General features: G+C 67.4%; 17 protein-coding genes. 11 read left to right on the top strand and 6 right to left on the bottom strand.

The window, feature by feature from the left end:
* Nucleotides 1-2: 2 nt before the first annotated feature.
* From lepB to pdxJ, 6 genes are all read left to right on the top strand, one after another.
* The gene (gene lepB / locus ACW9UL_RS16295) at nucleotides 3-857 is read left to right on the top strand and encodes a signal peptidase I (RefSeq protein ID WP_122108661.1); all 855 of its coding nucleotides are present in this window, start codon (nucleotides 3-5) and stop codon (nucleotides 855-857) included.
* An 87-nt stretch (nucleotides 858-944) separates the two neighbouring features.
* On the top strand, nucleotides 945-1322 hold the full coding sequence (locus ACW9UL_RS16290) for a DUF4845 domain-containing protein (protein ID WP_457787659.1): 378 nt from the start codon (nucleotides 945-947) through the stop codon (nucleotides 1320-1322).
* Entirely contained in the window at nucleotides 1319-2008 is a 690-nt protein-coding gene (rnc, locus tag ACW9UL_RS16285) for a ribonuclease III (RefSeq protein ID WP_397488220.1), read from the top strand. The genes ACW9UL_RS16290 and rnc overlap by 4 nt, the downstream gene beginning before the upstream one ends.
* A complete protein-coding gene (era, locus tag ACW9UL_RS16280) occupies nucleotides 2001-2900 on the top strand; it encodes a GTPase Era (protein WP_031303358.1) in 900 nt (299 codons plus the stop codon). The genes rnc and era overlap by 8 nt, the downstream gene beginning before the upstream one ends.
* Before the next feature lie 55 nt (nucleotides 2901-2955).
* Nucleotides 2956-3645, top strand: a complete 690-nt coding sequence (gene recO / locus ACW9UL_RS16275; RefSeq protein WP_457787658.1) for a DNA repair protein RecO — start codon at nucleotides 2956-2958, stop codon at nucleotides 3643-3645.
* Nucleotides 3638-4384 (top strand): pyridoxine 5'-phosphate synthase, encoded by a 747-nt coding sequence (pdxJ, locus tag ACW9UL_RS16270; protein ID WP_397498242.1) that lies wholly within the window; start codon nucleotides 3638-3640, stop codon nucleotides 4382-4384. The genes recO and pdxJ overlap by 8 nt, the downstream gene beginning before the upstream one ends.
* Nucleotides 4385-4448: 64 nt before the next feature.
* Here the strand turns inward: pdxJ and ACW9UL_RS16265 are convergent, their stop codons facing one another.
* The gene (locus ACW9UL_RS16265; RefSeq protein ID WP_397498241.1) at nucleotides 4449-5333 is read right to left on the bottom strand and encodes a LysR substrate-binding domain-containing protein; all 885 of its coding nucleotides are present in this window, start codon (nucleotides 5331-5333) and stop codon (nucleotides 4449-4451) included.
* Between the two features lie 117 nt (nucleotides 5334-5450).
* On the opposite strand from ACW9UL_RS16265, the gene ACW9UL_RS16260 reads away from it, so the two are divergent.
* Nucleotides 5451-5714, top strand: coding sequence for a hypothetical protein (locus ACW9UL_RS16260; RefSeq protein ID WP_457787657.1), 264 nt, complete (start codon nucleotides 5451-5453; stop codon nucleotides 5712-5714).
* A 33-nt stretch (nucleotides 5715-5747) separates the two neighbouring features.
* Here the strand turns inward: ACW9UL_RS16260 and cmoB are convergent, their stop codons facing one another.
* From cmoB to ACW9UL_RS16240, 4 genes are all read right to left on the bottom strand, one after another.
* Complete coding sequence (gene cmoB, locus ACW9UL_RS16255; RefSeq protein ID WP_457787656.1) at nucleotides 5748-6716, bottom strand: tRNA 5-methoxyuridine(34)/uridine 5-oxyacetic acid(34) synthase CmoB; 969 nt, start codon at nucleotides 6714-6716, stop codon at nucleotides 5748-5750.
* Complete coding sequence (gene cmoA / locus ACW9UL_RS16250; protein WP_457787655.1) at nucleotides 6713-7456, bottom strand: carboxy-S-adenosyl-L-methionine synthase CmoA; 744 nt, start codon at nucleotides 7454-7456, stop codon at nucleotides 6713-6715. The genes cmoB and cmoA overlap by 4 nt, the downstream gene beginning before the upstream one ends.
* Nucleotides 7457-7524: 68 nt before the next feature.
* On the bottom strand, nucleotides 7525-8097 hold the full coding sequence (locus ACW9UL_RS16245) for a hypothetical protein (protein ID WP_397498237.1): 573 nt from the start codon (nucleotides 8095-8097) through the stop codon (nucleotides 7525-7527).
* 80 nt (nucleotides 8098-8177) lie between these two features.
* Nucleotides 8178-8813 carry a lysoplasmalogenase gene (locus ACW9UL_RS16240; RefSeq protein WP_457787654.1) on the bottom strand — a complete coding sequence of 212 codons (636 nt, stop codon included), beginning with the start codon at nucleotides 8811-8813 and terminating at the stop codon, nucleotides 8178-8180.
* A 163-nt stretch (nucleotides 8814-8976) separates the two neighbouring features.
* Here ACW9UL_RS16240 and ACW9UL_RS16235 point away from each other — a divergent pair, with 163 nt between their 5' ends.
* Nucleotides 8977-10230 (top strand): RNA polymerase sigma factor, encoded by a 1254-nt coding sequence (locus ACW9UL_RS16235; RefSeq protein ID WP_457787653.1) that lies wholly within the window; start codon nucleotides 8977-8979, stop codon nucleotides 10228-10230.
* A 116-nt stretch (nucleotides 10231-10346) separates the two neighbouring features.
* Here ACW9UL_RS16235 and rapA read toward each other — a convergent pair whose 3' ends face one another.
* A complete protein-coding gene (gene rapA, locus ACW9UL_RS16230) occupies nucleotides 10347-13187 on the bottom strand; it encodes an RNA polymerase-associated protein RapA (RefSeq protein ID WP_457787652.1) in 2841 nt (946 codons plus the stop codon).
* 163 nt (nucleotides 13188-13350) lie between these two features.
* On the opposite strand from rapA, the gene ACW9UL_RS16225 reads away from it, so the two are divergent.
* Genes ACW9UL_RS16225 through ACW9UL_RS16215 form a run of 3 tightly spaced genes read left to right on the top strand, consistent with a single transcriptional unit; the run spans nucleotide 13351 to nucleotide 14438 of the window.
* Complete coding sequence (locus ACW9UL_RS16225) at nucleotides 13351-13644, top strand: hypothetical protein (protein WP_021445691.1); 294 nt, start codon at nucleotides 13351-13353, stop codon at nucleotides 13642-13644.
* Nucleotides 13645-13680: 36 nt separating this feature from the next.
* A complete protein-coding gene (locus tag ACW9UL_RS16220) occupies nucleotides 13681-14280 on the top strand; it encodes an alpha-ketoglutarate-dependent dioxygenase AlkB family protein (protein ID WP_457787651.1) in 600 nt (199 codons plus the stop codon).
* Nucleotides 14277-14438, top strand: a complete 162-nt coding sequence (locus tag ACW9UL_RS16215) for a hypothetical protein (RefSeq protein WP_178082526.1) — start codon at nucleotides 14277-14279, stop codon at nucleotides 14436-14438. Before ACW9UL_RS16220 ends, ACW9UL_RS16215 begins: the two co-directional genes overlap by 4 nt.
* Nucleotides 14439-14599 lie beyond the last annotated feature (161 nt).

The following is a 14599-nucleotide window of genomic DNA, read 5'->3' as shown; positions in this document are numbered from 1 at the left end:
CTATGTCGATCAATTTCCCGCTCCTGTTGGTTATCGCGGTCGCCGTTTGCGGCTTTCTGGCTCTGGTCGACCTGGTTCTGCTGGCGCCGCGCCGGCGCTCGGCCATCGCCGCCTATCAGGGGCGCGTCGACGAGCCCGACGAGCGCGTGCTGGAGCGGTTGAGCAAGGAGCCCTTGCTGGTCGAGTACGGCAAGTCGTTCTTCCCGGTGCTGGCCATCGTCCTGGTGCTGCGCTCCTTCCTGGTCGAGCCGTTCCAGATTCCCTCCGGCTCGATGAAGCCGACCCTGGAAGTGGGCGATTTCATCCTGGTCAACAAGTTCGCCTACGGCATCCGCCTGCCGGTGCTCGACACCAAGGTGATCGAGGTGGACAACCCGCTGCGCGGCGACGTCATGGTGTTCCGCTACCCCAGCGACCCGACCATCAACTACATCAAGCGCGTGGTCGGCCTGCCCGGCGACCGCATCCAGTACACCCAGGGCAAGCGTCTGCTGATCAACGGCGAGCCGGTCGCGGAGAAACTGCTCGGCGAAGAAGCCGGCAGCCTGGGCAGCGCGATGCTCTATCAGGAGCGCCTGGGCCAGGTGCAGCACACCATCCGCAAGGAAATGAGCCGCATGCGCCGCGAACCCGGCGGCGAGTGGGTGGTGCCGCAAGGGCACTACTTCATGATGGGCGACAACCGCGACAACTCCAACGACAGCCGCTACTGGCGCGACCGCAAGATCCCGCAGGCGCTGTGGGGCATGGTTCCGGACGATCATATCGTCGGCAAGGCCTTCGCCATCTGGATGAGCTGGCCGGAGCCCAAGACCAGCAACCTGCCCAATTTCTCCCGTGTCGGCCTGATTCATTGAGCACTGGCGCGCTGCTTTCGGCAGCGCCGCAGGCTATAAATAGTCTTGCCGCAAGGCTCCAAACAAGACCGTCTATTGGGGATACACATGACTTTCGCGCGTTCGCAGCAGGGCCTGTCCATCCTGGGCTGGCTGGTGGTACTGGCCGTGGTGGCGTTCTTCGCCAGCACGGCGTTCAAGATGATGCCGCACTACCTCGACTACATGTCGATGGAAAAGATCATCACCTCGGTGGAAACCGACGCCGCGCAGGAAGTGCGCACCGTCGGCGATTTCTACAACTATGTCAGCAAGGGCATGCAGGTCAACAACATCCGCGACCTGAACCTGCGCGACGTGCTCAAGGTCAAGGTGGAGAACAACGAGTTCCTGGTCCACCTGAAGTATGAGAAACGCGAGCCGCTGATCGAGAACCTCGATCTGGTGGCGAACTTCGACAAAGAATTTCGTGTACGCATGCCGTGAGTTCCAACCTGTCCCGCCTCGAGCGCAAGCTCGGTTACAGCTTCAAGGACCAGGACCTGATGGTCCTGGCCCTGACCCATCGCAGTTTCGCCGGGCGCAACAACGAACGCCTGGAATTCCTCGGTGATGCCATCCTCAACTTCGTCGCCGGCGAGGCGCTGTTCGAGCGCTTCCCGCAGGCGCGCGAGGGCCAGTTGTCGCGCCTGCGCGCGCGCCTGGTCAAGGGCGAGACCCTGGCCGTGCTGGCGCGCGGCTTCGAGCTGGGCGAGTACCTGCGCCTGGGCTCGGGCGAGCTGAAAAGCGGCGGTTTCCGTCGCGAGTCGATCCTCGCCGATGCCCTGGAGGCGCTGATCGGCGCCATCTACCTGGATGCCGGCATGGATGCGGCGCGCGAGCGCGTGCTGGACTGGTTGACCGGCGAGCTCGATGGCCTGACGCTGGTCGACACCAACAAGGACCCGAAGACGCGCCTGCAGGAGTTTCTGCAATCGCGCGCCTGCGAACTGCCCCGTTACGAGGTGGTGGACATTCAGGGCGAGCCGCACTGCCGTACCTTCATGGTCGAGTGCCAGGTGGCCCTGCTCAATGAAAAGACCCTGGGCCAGGGCGGCAGCCGGCGTATCGCCGAGCAGGTCGCCGCGGCTGCGGCACTGATCGCCCTCGGGGTGGAGAACGGCAATGACTGATGCACCTGTGAGCCGCTGCGGCTATGTCGCCATCGTCGGTCGCCCCAACGTGGGCAAATCGACGCTGCTCAACCATATCCTCGGGCAGAAGCTGGCGATCACCTCGCGCAAGCCGCAGACCACGCGCCACAACATGCTCGGAATCAAGACCGAGGGCGAGATCCAGGCGGTCTACGTCGACACCCCCGGCCTGCACAAGAACAGCGACAAGGCGCTCAACCGCTACATGAACAAGACCGCGGCCTCGGCGCTCAAGGACGTCGACGTGGTGATCTTCGTGGTCGACCGCGCGCGCTGGACCGACGAAGACCAGATGGTGCTCGAGCGCGTGCAGTACGTGCAGGGGCCGGTGATCCTGGCGGTGAACAAGGTCGACCGCCTCGAGGAAAAGGCCGAACTGATCCCGCACCTGCAATGGCTGCAGCAGCAGCTGCCGAACGCCGAAGTGGTGCCGATCTCGGCGCAGCAGGGCAGCAACCTCGACACCCTGGAGCAGCTGGTGGCCGAGCGCCTGCCGGAAGGCGAGCACTTCTTCCCGGAAGACCAGATCACCGACCGCTCCAGCCGTTTCCTCGCCGCCGAACTGGTGCGCGAGAAGATCATGCGTCAGCTCGGCGCCGAACTGCCCTACCAGATCACCGTGGAGATCGAGGAGTTCAAGCAGGAAGGGCGCATTCTGCATATCCATGCGCTGATCCTGGTGGAGCGCGACGGGCAGAAGAAGATCATCATCGGCGACAAGGGCGAGCGCATCAAACGCATCGGCCAGGAGGCGCGCAAGGACATGGAGGTGCTGTTCGACTCCAAGGTCATGCTCAACCTCTGGGTCAAGGTCAAGGGTGGCTGGTCCGACGACGAGCGCGCGCTGCGCTCGCTGGGCTACCTGGAGTAGACCGCGCCGTGCGCACCATCGGTGCCCGTCATAGAGTACCCAGGCGGCCACGCCGATGAGCCACGCCGCCTACGTCCTGCATAGCCGTCCGTACAAGGAAAGCAGCGCCCTGGTGGATTTCTTCACCCCCCAGGGGCGCCTGCGCGCCGTGCTGCGCGCCGCGCGCGGCAAGGCCGGCAGCATCGCCCGGCCGTTCGCCCCGTTGGAGCTGGAGCTGCGCGGGCGTGGCGAGCTGAAGACGGTCGGGCGTCTGGAAAGCGCCGGCATTCCGCTGCTGCTGAGCGGCGAGGCGCTGTTCTCCGGGCTCTACCTCAACGAATTGCTGATCCGCCTGCTGCCGGCCGAAGACCCGCACCCGCGGATGCTCGATCACTACGCCCTGACGCTGCAGGCGCTGGCCGCCGGCCGGCCGCTGGAGCCCTTGCTGCGTGCCTTCGAATGGCGCCTGCTGGACGAGTTGGGCTATGGTTTCGCCCTGGATCGCGACCAGCAGGGCGCGCTGGTCGCGCCCGACGGCCTGTACCGCTGGCAGCTGGACGCCGGCCTGGTGCCGGTGGCGCAATTGCAGCCCGGCGTATTTCACGGCCGCGACCTGCTGGCCATGGCCGAGGCCGACTGGAGCGCCCCCGGCGCCCTGGCCGCGGCCAAGCGCCTGATGCGTCAGGCGCTGGCACCCCATCTGGGCGGCCGACCGCTGGTCAGCCGCGAACTCTTCATGACGCTCAAGGAGCCCAAGCGTGACTGACGCCAACCGAATCCTGCTAGGCGTGAACATCGATCACGTCGCCACCCTGCGCCAGGCCCGTGGCACCCGCTACCCCGATCCGGTGAAAGCCGCGCTGGATGCCGAGGAGGCCGGCGCCGACGGTATCACCGTGCACCTGCGTGAGGATCGCCGGCATATCCAGGATCGCGACGTGAGGATCCTCGCCGAGGTGCTGCAGACGCGGATGAACTTCGAGATGGGCGTCACCGACTTCATGCTCGACTTCGCCGAGCAGATCCGCCCGGCGCACGTCTGCCTGGTGCCGGAAACCCGTCAGGAGCTGACCACCGAAGGCGGCCTCGACGTGGCCGGCCAGGAGGCGCGCATCGCCGCCGCGGTCGAGCGGCTTTCCCGCGCCGGCTGCGAGGTGTCGCTGTTCATCGACGCCGAGGCGCGGCAGATCGAGGCTTCCCGGCGCGTCGGTGCGCCGGCCATCGAACTGCACACCGGGCGCTACGCCGATGCCCACACCCCCGAGGAAGCCGCCCGCGAACTGGCGCGCATCCGCGACGGCGTCGCCTGCGGCCTGCAGCATGGCCTGATCGTCAACGCCGGGCATGGCCTGCACTACCACAACGCCGAGGCGGTGGCGGCGATTGCCGGGATCAACGAGCTGAACATCGGCCATGCCATCGTCGCCCATGCGCTGTTCGTCGGCTTCAAGCAGGCGGTGGCGGAGATGAAGGCGCTGATCGTCGCGGCGGCCAATCGCGGTTAGCCGCTGCAGGGCGTCGCGGCGCCGCCTAGGCCATGCGCACCGCCCCGTATCCGATGCGCGCCGTTCAGCTTTGCGTAAACGCCTGAATCACCTGCGTGGCGAGTGCCTCGATGGTGTCGTTGGCCTGAGTGCCGCGCAGTAGCCTGATCTGGTAGTCGTCCAGCGGCGGCAGGCCGTGCTCCTCGCCCAGGCGACGTAGCGGCGGCCGGACCATACCGCGCGGGAAGGGGGCTATCGCCAGATCGGCGATCATCGCCGCTTCCTGCCCCGCACTTTGATCGCAGGAGTACGCCACGCGATAGTCCAGGCCAATCCGGTCGAGGGCGTCCAGCGCCGCACGGCGCCAGGCGCAGCCGGGATTGGCCAGGGCCAGCGGCAGCGGTGAGCGCTGTACCGCCAGGCCGCCGTCGCGACCTGCCCAGACCAGCGGCTCGGTATGGACCACCACGCCGAGCGTATCGTCCAGGCCCTGATTGCCGGTCTCGATCAGGCACAGATCGAGTTCGCCCAGCTCCAGTTTCGCCACCAGATCCACGCTGCGTCCCACGCAGACGTCCACCTGCACGGCCGGATGGCTGCGGGCGAAGCTGGTCAGCACGCCAGGCAGCACGCGGGTGCTCAGATCGTTCGGGATGCCCAGGCAGACCCGGCCGCTCAGCGCCGGCTGGAGAAACTGCGCCACCGCCTCCTCGTTGAGCCTGAGCAGGCGCCTGGCATAACCCAGCAGCAGCTCACCCTCGGCGGTCAGGCGCACGCGCCTGGCCTCGCGGACGAACAGGCGCTGGCCGAGGCTTTCCTCCAGGCGTTTGATCTGCAGGCTGACGGCCGCCGTGCTGCGAAACACCTGCGCCGCGGTGCGGGTGAAGCTGCCGCTGTCGGCGATGGCGACGAAGGTGCGCAGCACATCGCTTTCCAGCAGCGGCAGGGAGATGGGGGCTGCCGTGTTCATGATCGTTAAATAATAATTAACTCATGGTTTGATATTTGTCGTTTGTTTGAACGATAGGCGCGTTTCATCCTGCTCGCAAGCCCGGCTAGAAGCCGGTAGTGAACAGGAGGAAAGGCCATGAAAGGTTCGAACGAGTGCGACAAGTCGCGTCCAGCCATGCCCGAGTTCTATATGCCGGCCATGTGGCCGCTGGATCTGCAGAACGCCATCGCCGACTGGATCGGCGCCTGGTGCTGGCGTCGGCGCATGCGCCGTCTGCTGGCGCAGGATGCCGAGGGGCGGATTCGCCTGGGCAGTGCCCGCGGCGTGGTGGAGCAGGGGGCGAGCGAACCGCTACGGCTGATCGCGCAGCGGCGGGCGTGCTGGTTGCGTGGTCGGTAGGGCCTATCTGGCGGTGCGCGTGGCGCACCGGGGCTACGGCTTGCGCGCGATCAGCACGGCGCGAGTCGGCGCCGGCAGGCCTTCGACGGTGCGGCTGTGGTCGGCCGGGTCGAGGAATTCCGGTAGCGACTGGAAGCGCATCCACTCGGTGGCGCGTTGTTCGTCCACCGAGGTGGTGCTGACGTCCACGCAGCGCACGTCCTCGAAGCCGGCGCGGCGCAGCCAGCGCTGCAGCGCCGGTACCGAGGGCAGGAACCAGACGTTGCGCATCTGCGCGTAGCGATCTTCGGGGACCAGCACCTGTTCGGCGTCGCCCTCGACCACCAGGGTTTCCAGCACCAGTTCGCCGCCCTTGACCAGCGCGTCCTTGAGGTCGAGCAGGTGGTCGATGGGCGAGCGGCGGTGATACAGCACGCCCATGGAGAACACCGTGTCGAAGCCCTGCAGCTTGGCCGGCAGCTCCTCGAAGGCCAGCGGCAGGTGCCATGCCGGCTGCTCCGGCAGGTAGCGCTTCATCGCCAGGAACTGGCAGAGGAACAGCCAGTTGGGGTCGATGCCGACCACGCTGCCAGCCCCGGCGCCGAGCATGCGCCACATGTAGTAGCCGTTGCCGCAGCCGACGTCGAGGATGCGTTTGCCGGCCAGATCCAGGTGGGGGGCGACGCGTTGCCATTTCCAGTCCGAGCGCCACTCGGTGTCGATGTGCACGCCGAACAGCTCGAACGGCCCCTTGCGCCAGGGAATCAACCCCTGCAGTGCAGTCTTCAATTGCGCGCGGCAGGCCTCGTCGCAGGCGCCGCCGAGGGCGAAGCGCTGCGCCAGCTCCACTTCGCTCACTGTCAGTGACGGCAGCGCCTGCACGGCGCCGTACCAGCGCGTTAGGTCGCCGTGACCGATGGCTAGCTTGGCGTCGAGCTGGCCGGGTAGATCGGCTGCCCAGTCCTGCAGCGGGGTGCCGGCCAGTTGCGCCTGTAGGGCGTCGAGGTCCAGATCGCGCATCATGGCAGGGCCACCAGCGAGGCGAAGTTCAGGCACTGGAACCAGGGCACCACCTGGCTGAAACCGGCGGCCAGCAGGCGTTCGCGGTGCTGCTGGAGGCTGTCCGGCAGCATCACCTTCTCGATGGCGCTGCGCTTCTGCGCGATTTCCAGTTCGCTGTAGCCGTTGGCGCGCTTGAAGGCGACGTGCAGCTCGGTGAGCAGGTCGTGCTCGGCGGCGTCCTCGAAGCGCAGCTTTTCCGAGAGGATCAGCGCGCCGCCCGGCAGCAGCGCCTGGCGGATGCGCGTGAGCAGCTCCAGGCGCCGCTCCGGCGGGATGAACTGCAAGGTGAAGTTGAGCGTGACCAGCGAGGCGGGTTGCAGCTCGAAGGCAAGAATGTCCGCCTCGATCACTTCCGCCGGCAGCAGTTCCTGGAACATGGCGTCCTGCGCGTGCAGGTACTCGCTGCAGCGCGCGACCATGGCCGGCGAGTTGTCCACCGCGATCACCCTGCAGCCATCGACGCGCACGTGGCGGCGCAGCGCCTGGGTCACCGCGCCGAGCGAGGCGCCGAGGTCGTACAGCACAGTGTGTGGCTGGGCGAACTGGCCGGCGAGCACGCCGATGTTCTCGACTATGGTCGGGTAGCCGGGCACCGAGCGCTTGATCATGTCGGGGAACACCCGCACCACGTCCTCGTTGAAGACGAAATCAGGCACCTCGGCCAGCGGCTGGGCGAATAGACGGTCGGGTTCTTGGCTCACGGGCGGTCGCAACGGGCAGCGGAAAAGGCCGGCATTTTAGCCAAGAGCGCGGCCGGGCTGAACAGGCACTACTTCAACTGGTCGGAAAAGAATTCGCCGGCGCCCTGCAACGGGCCCAGCGGATTGCGCTTGACCTCCAGGCGGCGGATGTTCGGCTCGCCGTTGCTGACCTTGTGCACCAGCTTGTCGTCGACCAGCACGAACACCGCGCGGAACACCCAACCCTGCAGCTCGCGGTTCTTGCGAAAGTTCAGCACGTCGGCCCAGAAGCTGCCGACCCGCTGGGTATCGGTCTTGGTGAACTCGAAGGCGTAGCCGACGCAGCGGTCCTTGGCCTCCAGGCAGCGCACCAGGCCGTCCGGCAGGTAGGCGATGGGCACGTTGGGCTGGACGAACATCAGCCGCACATCGATGAACGAGAGCATCTTGCCGTTGCCATGGGCCAGCGGGTCGAAGCCCAGGGAGAACAGGTCGGCGCGGTCGGTCAGCCCCGGCACCGCCTGCGAGTAACGCATCTCGGCGTCGAGGTAGTCGCCGAAGGGCGACAGCGATTCGGCCCGCTCGCTGGGCAACAGGCTGCCGCAGCCCACCAGCGCAACCGATACCAACACCAGGCCGACTACCCGCACGCACCCTGCCATATCGCTCACCCTGAAGTGGACTGCCCTGTAACTCCTATAGTCGATTTATCGCCGTCCTGCTGTTTCATCGGCGTAACAGCTCAGGCGCGGCGGGCGAAGGCCGAGGCGGTGATGCCCCATTGGCCGGCCCAGTAGCTGAGGATGATGGCGTAGGGCGCGGCGGGGAAGCTGGCGACGAAGCGATCGATGCCGATCAGGCTGTCGGACAGCACGAACAGCGCCGCGCCGGCGGCGGCCAGATAAGTCGAGCGCGGCTGCAGCTCGGGGTTGCCGAGGCGGGCCAGGGCGCGCCACAGCATCAGGCTGATGACCAGGGCGTAGCAGGCCACCGGAATCAACATCGGGCCCAGGCCGCTGCCGGCCAGCACGGCGAACATCGCGCCGCCGGCGCCGAGCGCCAGCAGCAGGGCGGGCAGGGCCGGGCGGCGGGTGTCGGAGAAGTAGGCGCGCAGGTAGGCCAGGTGGCCGAGGAGGAAGGCGCCGAGGCCGAACACGAACAGATCGCCCGGCCAGTCCAGCAGGATGTCGCCGGCCAGGGAGCACAGCAGGCCGATGCCGATCCAGCGCCGGTAGGTGCCGGCCGGCGCCTGGCGCAGCCAGAGCAGCAGGGCGATCACCGGAATGCCCTTGGTCAGCAGGCTCAGTTGCGCATCGCCGCTGATCCGGCCGTAGAGAAAGATCACGGCTCCCGCCAAGCCGAGCAACAACCAGCGCATAGTGAGGCTCCATCCAATGATCGAATGGCCGGCACTATGCCGGGCAGGCGTGGCGCTGCCAATGCGCAGCGTGCCAGGCTGAGTGGCGGATCGTGCCGCCGCTCGACCATTGCCCGCTTAGCGGGCATTGTTGAGCCTCGTCGTCGCCATGGAGGCCGTTGCAATGGATACACCCAGCGAGATCGGCGCCCTGATCGAACGCCTGTATCGCGAGGAGTCGCGCCGCGTGCTGGCGACCCTGATCCGCCTGCTGGGCGACTTCGACCTGGCCGAGGAGGCGCTGCACGAGGCCTTTCGCGTGGCGGTGGAACAGTGGCCGCAGGAGGGCGTGCCGGCCAATCCGCGCGCCTGGCTGGTGTCGACCGGGCGCTTCAAGGCGATCGACAACCTGCGCCGCCAGCGTCGTTTCCAGCCGCTCGACGAGCAGGCCGAGCTGCCCGACGAGGCGCCGCTGCAGGAGGGCGAGCTGCTCGAAGACGACCGTCTGCGCCTGATCTTCACCTGCTGCCACCCGGCGCTGGCCAGCGATGCCCAGGTGGCGCTGACCCTGCGCGAGGTGTGCGACCTGACCACCGAGGAGATCGCCCGCGCCTTTCTTGCCAGCCCCGCGACCCTGGCCCAGCGCATCGTTCGCGCCAAGAGCAAGATCCGCGAGGCGAGGATTCCCTACGAGGTGCCGGGGCGCAGCGAGCTACCCGAGCGCCTGGAGGCGGTGTTGCGGGTGGTCTACCTGGTGTTCAACGAGGGCTACTTCGCCAGCTCCGGCGATTCGCTGACCCGCAGTCAGCTGTCCGACGAGGCCATTCGCCTGGGGCGGTTGCTGGCGGAGTTGCTGCCCGAGCCGGAGGTGCAGGGGTTGCTGGCGCTGATGCTGCTGCACGAGTCGCGCCGCGCCGCGCGCAGCGGCGTCGATGGCGAGGTGATTCTGCTCGAGGCGCAGGATCGCGGTCTGTGGAACCCCGAGCTGATCGCCGAGGGCGAGGCGCTGGTGCTGCAGGCGCTGCATTCGCGACGCTTCGGCCCCTACAGCCTGCAGGCCGCCATTGCTGCGGTGCATGCCGAGGCGCCGAGCCTGGAGGCGACCGACTGGGCGCAGATCGTCGGCCTGTACGACGAACTGCTGCGCCTGACGCCCTCGCCGGTGATCGAGCTCAATCGCGCGGTGGCCCTGGCCATGCGCGACGGCCCCGAGGCGGGGCTGGCGCAGGTCGACCGGCTGCTGGCAGCCGGCGAACTGGACAATTACCACCTGGCCCATGCCGCGCGCGCCGACCTGCTGCGCCGCCTGGACCGCCGCCAACAGGCGCGTGCCGCCTACCGCCAGGCCCTGGCGCTGGCGCAGCAGGGGCCGGATCGGCAGTTTCTGCAGAAGAGGCTGGAGGAGTTAGAGGCACGCGAGGCGGGCGACATGCCCTAGGGGGGCGCGGGGCCGCCTAGGCTGTGCGCACCATTTGCCACAGTTCGTCGCCCGGACAGGCATAACAGGGGGCGGGCATTGAACCCTCTACCAGAGGGAGAGGGGCTTTTCAGCACTTAACCGGCCACCAGCACGCGAATCGCTTCCAGACGCAGGGCAGCCTTGTCGAACATCGCCAGGCTCTGCTCGCGCTGCTGGCGCAGGGCCTCGATCTCGCTGTCGCGCACGCTGGGGTTGACCGCCTGCAGGGCGATCAGGCGCGCCAGTTCCTCGTCCAACTCGGCGATCAGGCGGCGCTTGGCCTCGGCCACGCGCTCGACGTGGCGCGGCATGACCTTGGCTTCGGCGTCGTTGAGCTGCTTGGTCAGCACGTCGCGCTGGGCCTGGACGAACTTGTTGGCGCTGGCGCGCGGCACGCTTTCCAGCTGGTCATTGAGGGTTTCGAAGCCGACCTTGGCGGCGAGGTCGTTGCCATTGGCGTCGAACAGGCAGCGCAAGGCGGCCGGGGGCAGGAAGCGGCCCAGTTGCAGTTTGCGCGGGCCGACCACTTCGCTGACGTAGAGCAGCTCCAGCAGCACGGTGCCGGGCTTGAGCGCCTTGTTCTTGATCAGCGCCACCGCGGTGTTGCCCATCGAGCCGGACAGCACCAGGTCCATGCCGCCCTGCACCATGGGGTGTTCCCAGGTGAGGAACTGCATGTCCTCGCGCGCCAGGGCCTGGTCGCGGTCGTAGGTCACGGTCACCGCCTCGTCGTCGCCGAGCGGGAAGCTGGCGTCCAGCATCTTCTCGCTGGGGCGCAGGATCAGGGCGTTGTCGGAGTGGTCTTCGCTGTCGATGCCGAAGGCGTTGAACAGCTCTTCCATGTAGATCGGCAGGCTGAACTGGTCGTCCTGCTCGAGGATGGCTTCGACCAGCGCCTCGCCTTCACCGGCGCCACCGGAGTTGAGTTCCAGCAGACGGTCGCGGCCGCTGTGCAGCTCGCCTTCCAGGCGAATGCGCTCGGCGGTGGCCTCGTCGATCAACTGTTGCCACTGGCCGTCGTCGCCGCTTTCCAGCAGCGGCAGCAGGCGCGGGCCGAACTGGTGCTGCAGGGCGTTGCCGGTGGGGCAGGTGGCGAGGAAGGCGTTCAGCGCCTGGTGATACCACTGGAACAGGCGTTCCTGCGGGCTGTTCTCCAGGTAGGGCACATGGAGCTGGATACGGTGCTTCTGACCGATGCGGTCGAGACGGCCGATGCGCTGTTCGAGCAGGTCCGGGTGGGCCGGCAGGTCGAACAGCACCAGGTGATGGGCGAACTGGAAGTTGCGGCCTTCGGAGCCGATCTCCGAGCAGATCAGCACCTGGGCGCCGAATTCTTCGTCGGCGAAGTAAGCGGCGGCGCGGTCGCGCTCGAGGATGCTCATGCCCTCGTGGAACACCGTGGCCGGGATGCCGGAGCGAACGCGCAGGGCGTCTTCCAGGTCCAGGGCGGTCTCGGCGTGGGCGCAGATCACCAGCACCTTGTATTTCTTGAGCATCTTCAGGGTGTCGATCAGCCACTCGACGCGCGGGTCGAAGCGCCACCAGCGCTGCTCCTCGTCCACCTCGTCCTGGGCCTGGTAGCCGACTTCCGGGTACAGCTCGGCATGCTCGCCGACCGGCAATTCCAGGTACTCGACCGGGCAGGGCAGCGGGTAGGGGTGCAGCTCGCGCTCGGGGAAACCCTGCACCGCGGCGCGGGTGTTGCGAAACAGCAGACGGCCGGTGCCGTGGCGATCCAGCAGCTCGCGCACCAGGCGCGCGCGGGCGGCTTCGTCGCCGCCGTCGATGGCGTCCAGCAGCTCGCGGCCCTCGTCGCCGAGGAAACCGCCGATGGCGTCGCGCGCCTGGGCGCTGAGCTTGCCGTGGTCGAGCAGCTCCTGCACCGCCTCGGCCACCGGGCGGTACTGGCCGCTCTCGGCGCGGAAGGCCTCCAGATCATGGAAGCGTGCCGGATCGAGCAGGCGCAGGCGGGCGAAGTGGCTGTCCTGGCCGAGTTGCTCGGGGGTGGCGGTGAGCAGCAGCACGCCGGGGATGACTTCGGCCAGTTGCTCGACCAACGAGTACTCGGCGCTGGCCTGTTCCGGGTGCCAGACCAGGTGGTGGGCTTCGTCGACCACCAGCAGGTCCCAGCCGGCGGCGAACAGCGCGTCCTGGGCCTTTTCGTCGTCCTTCAGCCACTCCAGGGCGACCAGCGCCAGCTGGCAATCCTCGAAGGGGTTGCTGGCGTCGCTTTCCATGAAGCGCTCGGCGTCGAACAGCGCCACGTCCAGGTTGAAGCGCCGGCGCATCTCCACCAGCCACTGGTGCTGCAGGTTCTCCGGCACCAGGATCAGCACGCGGCCGGCGCGGCCGGAGAGCAGCTGGCGGTGGATCACCAGGCCGGCCTCGATGGTCTTGCCCAGGCCCACCTCGTCGGCCAGCAGCACGCGCGGGGCGATGCGGTCGGCGACTTCGCGGGCGATGTGCAGCTGGTGGGCGATCGGCTGGGCGCGCGCGCCGCCCAGGCCCCACAGCGACGATTGCAGCAGGCGGCTGTTGTGTTCCAGGCTGTGGTAGCGCAAGGCGAACCAGGCCAGCGGGTCGATCTGCCCGGCGAACAGGCGGTCGCTGGCCAGACGGAACTGGATGAAGTTCGACAGCTGCGTCTCCGGCAGGGTGACGCTCTGGTGCTGACCGTTGAGGCCGTGATAGACCAGCAGGCCGTCGATGTCCTCGACTTCCTGTACGGTGAGCTTCCAGCCCTCGAAATGGGTGATCTCGTCGCCCGGGGCGAAGCGCACGCGGGTCAGCGGGGCGTTGCGGGTGGCGTACTGGCGCGTCTCGCCGGTGGCCGGGTAGAGCACGGTGAGCAGGCGGCCGTCCTCGGCGAGGATGGTGCCCAGCCCCAATTCCGCCTCGCTGTCACTGATCCAGCGTTGCCCCGGTTGATACTGCATGCCTGTCTCCCCGCGTGAAAAAGCCGGCTATGGTAACGGATGCGCTGCCCGGGCCAAAGCGGCCATGGCACTTATGCCGTTCGACTCAGTCGAAAGTGTAGCGAGCACCGCCTAAAGTCGCGGCTTGCGGGGCCGACAGCCTGACCAAAGGAGGTGCGATTACGTGTTACCACCTATCCCCCACAGCCTGGTGCCGGTCACTGCCTCGCAAGACGTTATCAAGCCCAAGCCCGAGATTCCGCCGGTGACGCCAGCCGAGGCCAGCGCCAAGGAAAGCGCGCTGAACCTGGACAAGCGCCACCCGCAGGAAACCGAGGAGCTGCTGCGCGAAGAGCAGCGCCGCCGTCAGCGCCGCGGCTACACCCCCGAACAGCTGGCTGCGGCCGAGCCGGAGGAGGTGGAGCAGGCGCTGGGCGATCTGCCGCGCCAGGGATTATGGGTGGATGTGGAAGTCTGACAGACTGGCCGCCTGTGTCTTTCTCCGAGTCTGATCATGCTGTTTGCCGATCCCTTGCCCGAGCTGGCCGATGCCGAGCTGGATTACCAGCCGGGCTGGGTCGACGCCGCCGTGGCCGATGCCTGGCTCGCCGCCTTGGTGGACGAGACGCCCTGGCAGCAGCCGGAGCTGTTCATCCATGGCCGTTACCACCGGGTGCCGCGCCTGACCGCCTGGTACGGCGAGCCCGAGGCGCGCTATCGCTATTCCGGCAAGCTTCACCAGCCGCTGCCCTGGACGCCGTTGCTCGATGAGATTCGCCGGCAGATCGTGAGGGCCGTAGGCCAGCCGCTCAATGCCGTGCTGCTCAACTATTACCGCGATGGCCAGGATTCCATGGGCTGGCACAGCGATGCCGAAGCCGAGCTGGGGCGCAATCCGCTGATCGCCTCGCTCAACCTCGGCGGCAGCCGGCGCTTCGACCTGCGCCGGGTCGGCAGCACGCGTATCGGCCATTCGCTGATGCTGGAACACGGCTCGCTACTGGTCATGCGCGGGCCGACCCAGCATCATTGGCAGCACCAAGTGGCGAAGACGCGCCAGCCCTGCGCGCCGCGTCTGAACCTGACCTTCCGCCTGATCCGGTTTCCGCTATGAGCAACGACGACAAGCTGATCGACTTCGCCGCCGAACGCGGCAAGCGCATCCACGACCTCAACGACAAGCGTCTCGACGAGATGCGCCAGGCCTTCGAGCAGGCCCTGCCGCTGGCCAAGGCGAAGAAGAAGTCCAAGGGCAAGCCGAAAAAACGCTGAAGCCTCCTGCCCCTTTGCCGTCCTGGGCGGCGCTGCCGCCGTGTCCGCTCGCTCCGTGCCCCTCGATTGCTTGACCTGGATCAGTGTTGCCGCCTCCGGGGCGGCGGCCGCCGTCGCGCATTGACCCAGATCAATTGTCCTCCCGCCGCCGCTGGTAAGGT

It is taken from the genome of Pseudomonas sp. PL-6 (genome assembly GCF_054110165.1).
This window is presented reverse-complemented; position numbering and strand designations above follow the sequence as displayed.

Excerpts from the sequence above, each read along its gene's own strand:
- lepB (WP_122108661.1), top strand. The coding sequence starts at position 3 with ATGTCGATCAATTTCCCGCTCCTGTTGGTTATCGCGGTCGCCGTTTGC.
- ACW9UL_RS16290 (WP_457787659.1), top strand. The coding sequence starts at position 945 with ATGACTTTCGCGCGTTCGCAGCAGGGCCTGTCCATCCTGGGCTGGCTG.
- era (WP_031303358.1), top strand. The coding sequence starts at position 2,001 with ATGACTGATGCACCTGTGAGCCGCTGCGGCTATGTCGCCATCGTCGGT.
- recO (WP_457787658.1), top strand. The coding sequence starts at position 2,956 with ATGAGCCACGCCGCCTACGTCCTGCATAGCCGTCCGTACAAGGAAAGC.
- ACW9UL_RS16265 (WP_397498241.1), bottom strand. The coding sequence starts at position 5,333 with ATGAACACGGCAGCCCCCATCTCCCTGCCGCTGCTGGAAAGCGATGTG.
- ACW9UL_RS16260 (WP_457787657.1), top strand. The coding sequence starts at position 5,451 with ATGAAAGGTTCGAACGAGTGCGACAAGTCGCGTCCAGCCATGCCCGAG.
- cmoB (WP_457787656.1), bottom strand. The coding sequence starts at position 6,716 with ATGATGCGCGATCTGGACCTCGACGCCCTACAGGCGCAACTGGCCGGC.
- ACW9UL_RS16245 (WP_397498237.1), bottom strand. The coding sequence starts at position 8,097 with ATGGCAGGGTGCGTGCGGGTAGTCGGCCTGGTGTTGGTATCGGTTGCG.
- ACW9UL_RS16240 (WP_457787654.1), bottom strand. The coding sequence starts at position 8,813 with ATGCGCTGGTTGTTGCTCGGCTTGGCGGGAGCCGTGATCTTTCTCTAC.
- ACW9UL_RS16235 (WP_457787653.1), top strand. The coding sequence starts at position 8,977 with ATGGATACACCCAGCGAGATCGGCGCCCTGATCGAACGCCTGTATCGC.
- rapA (WP_457787652.1), bottom strand. The coding sequence starts at position 13,187 with ATGCAGTATCAACCGGGGCAACGCTGGATCAGTGACAGCGAGGCGGAA.
- ACW9UL_RS16220 (WP_457787651.1), top strand. The coding sequence starts at position 13,681 with ATGCTGTTTGCCGATCCCTTGCCCGAGCTGGCCGATGCCGAGCTGGAT.
- ACW9UL_RS16215 (WP_178082526.1), top strand. The coding sequence starts at position 14,277 with ATGAGCAACGACGACAAGCTGATCGACTTCGCCGCCGAACGCGGCAAG.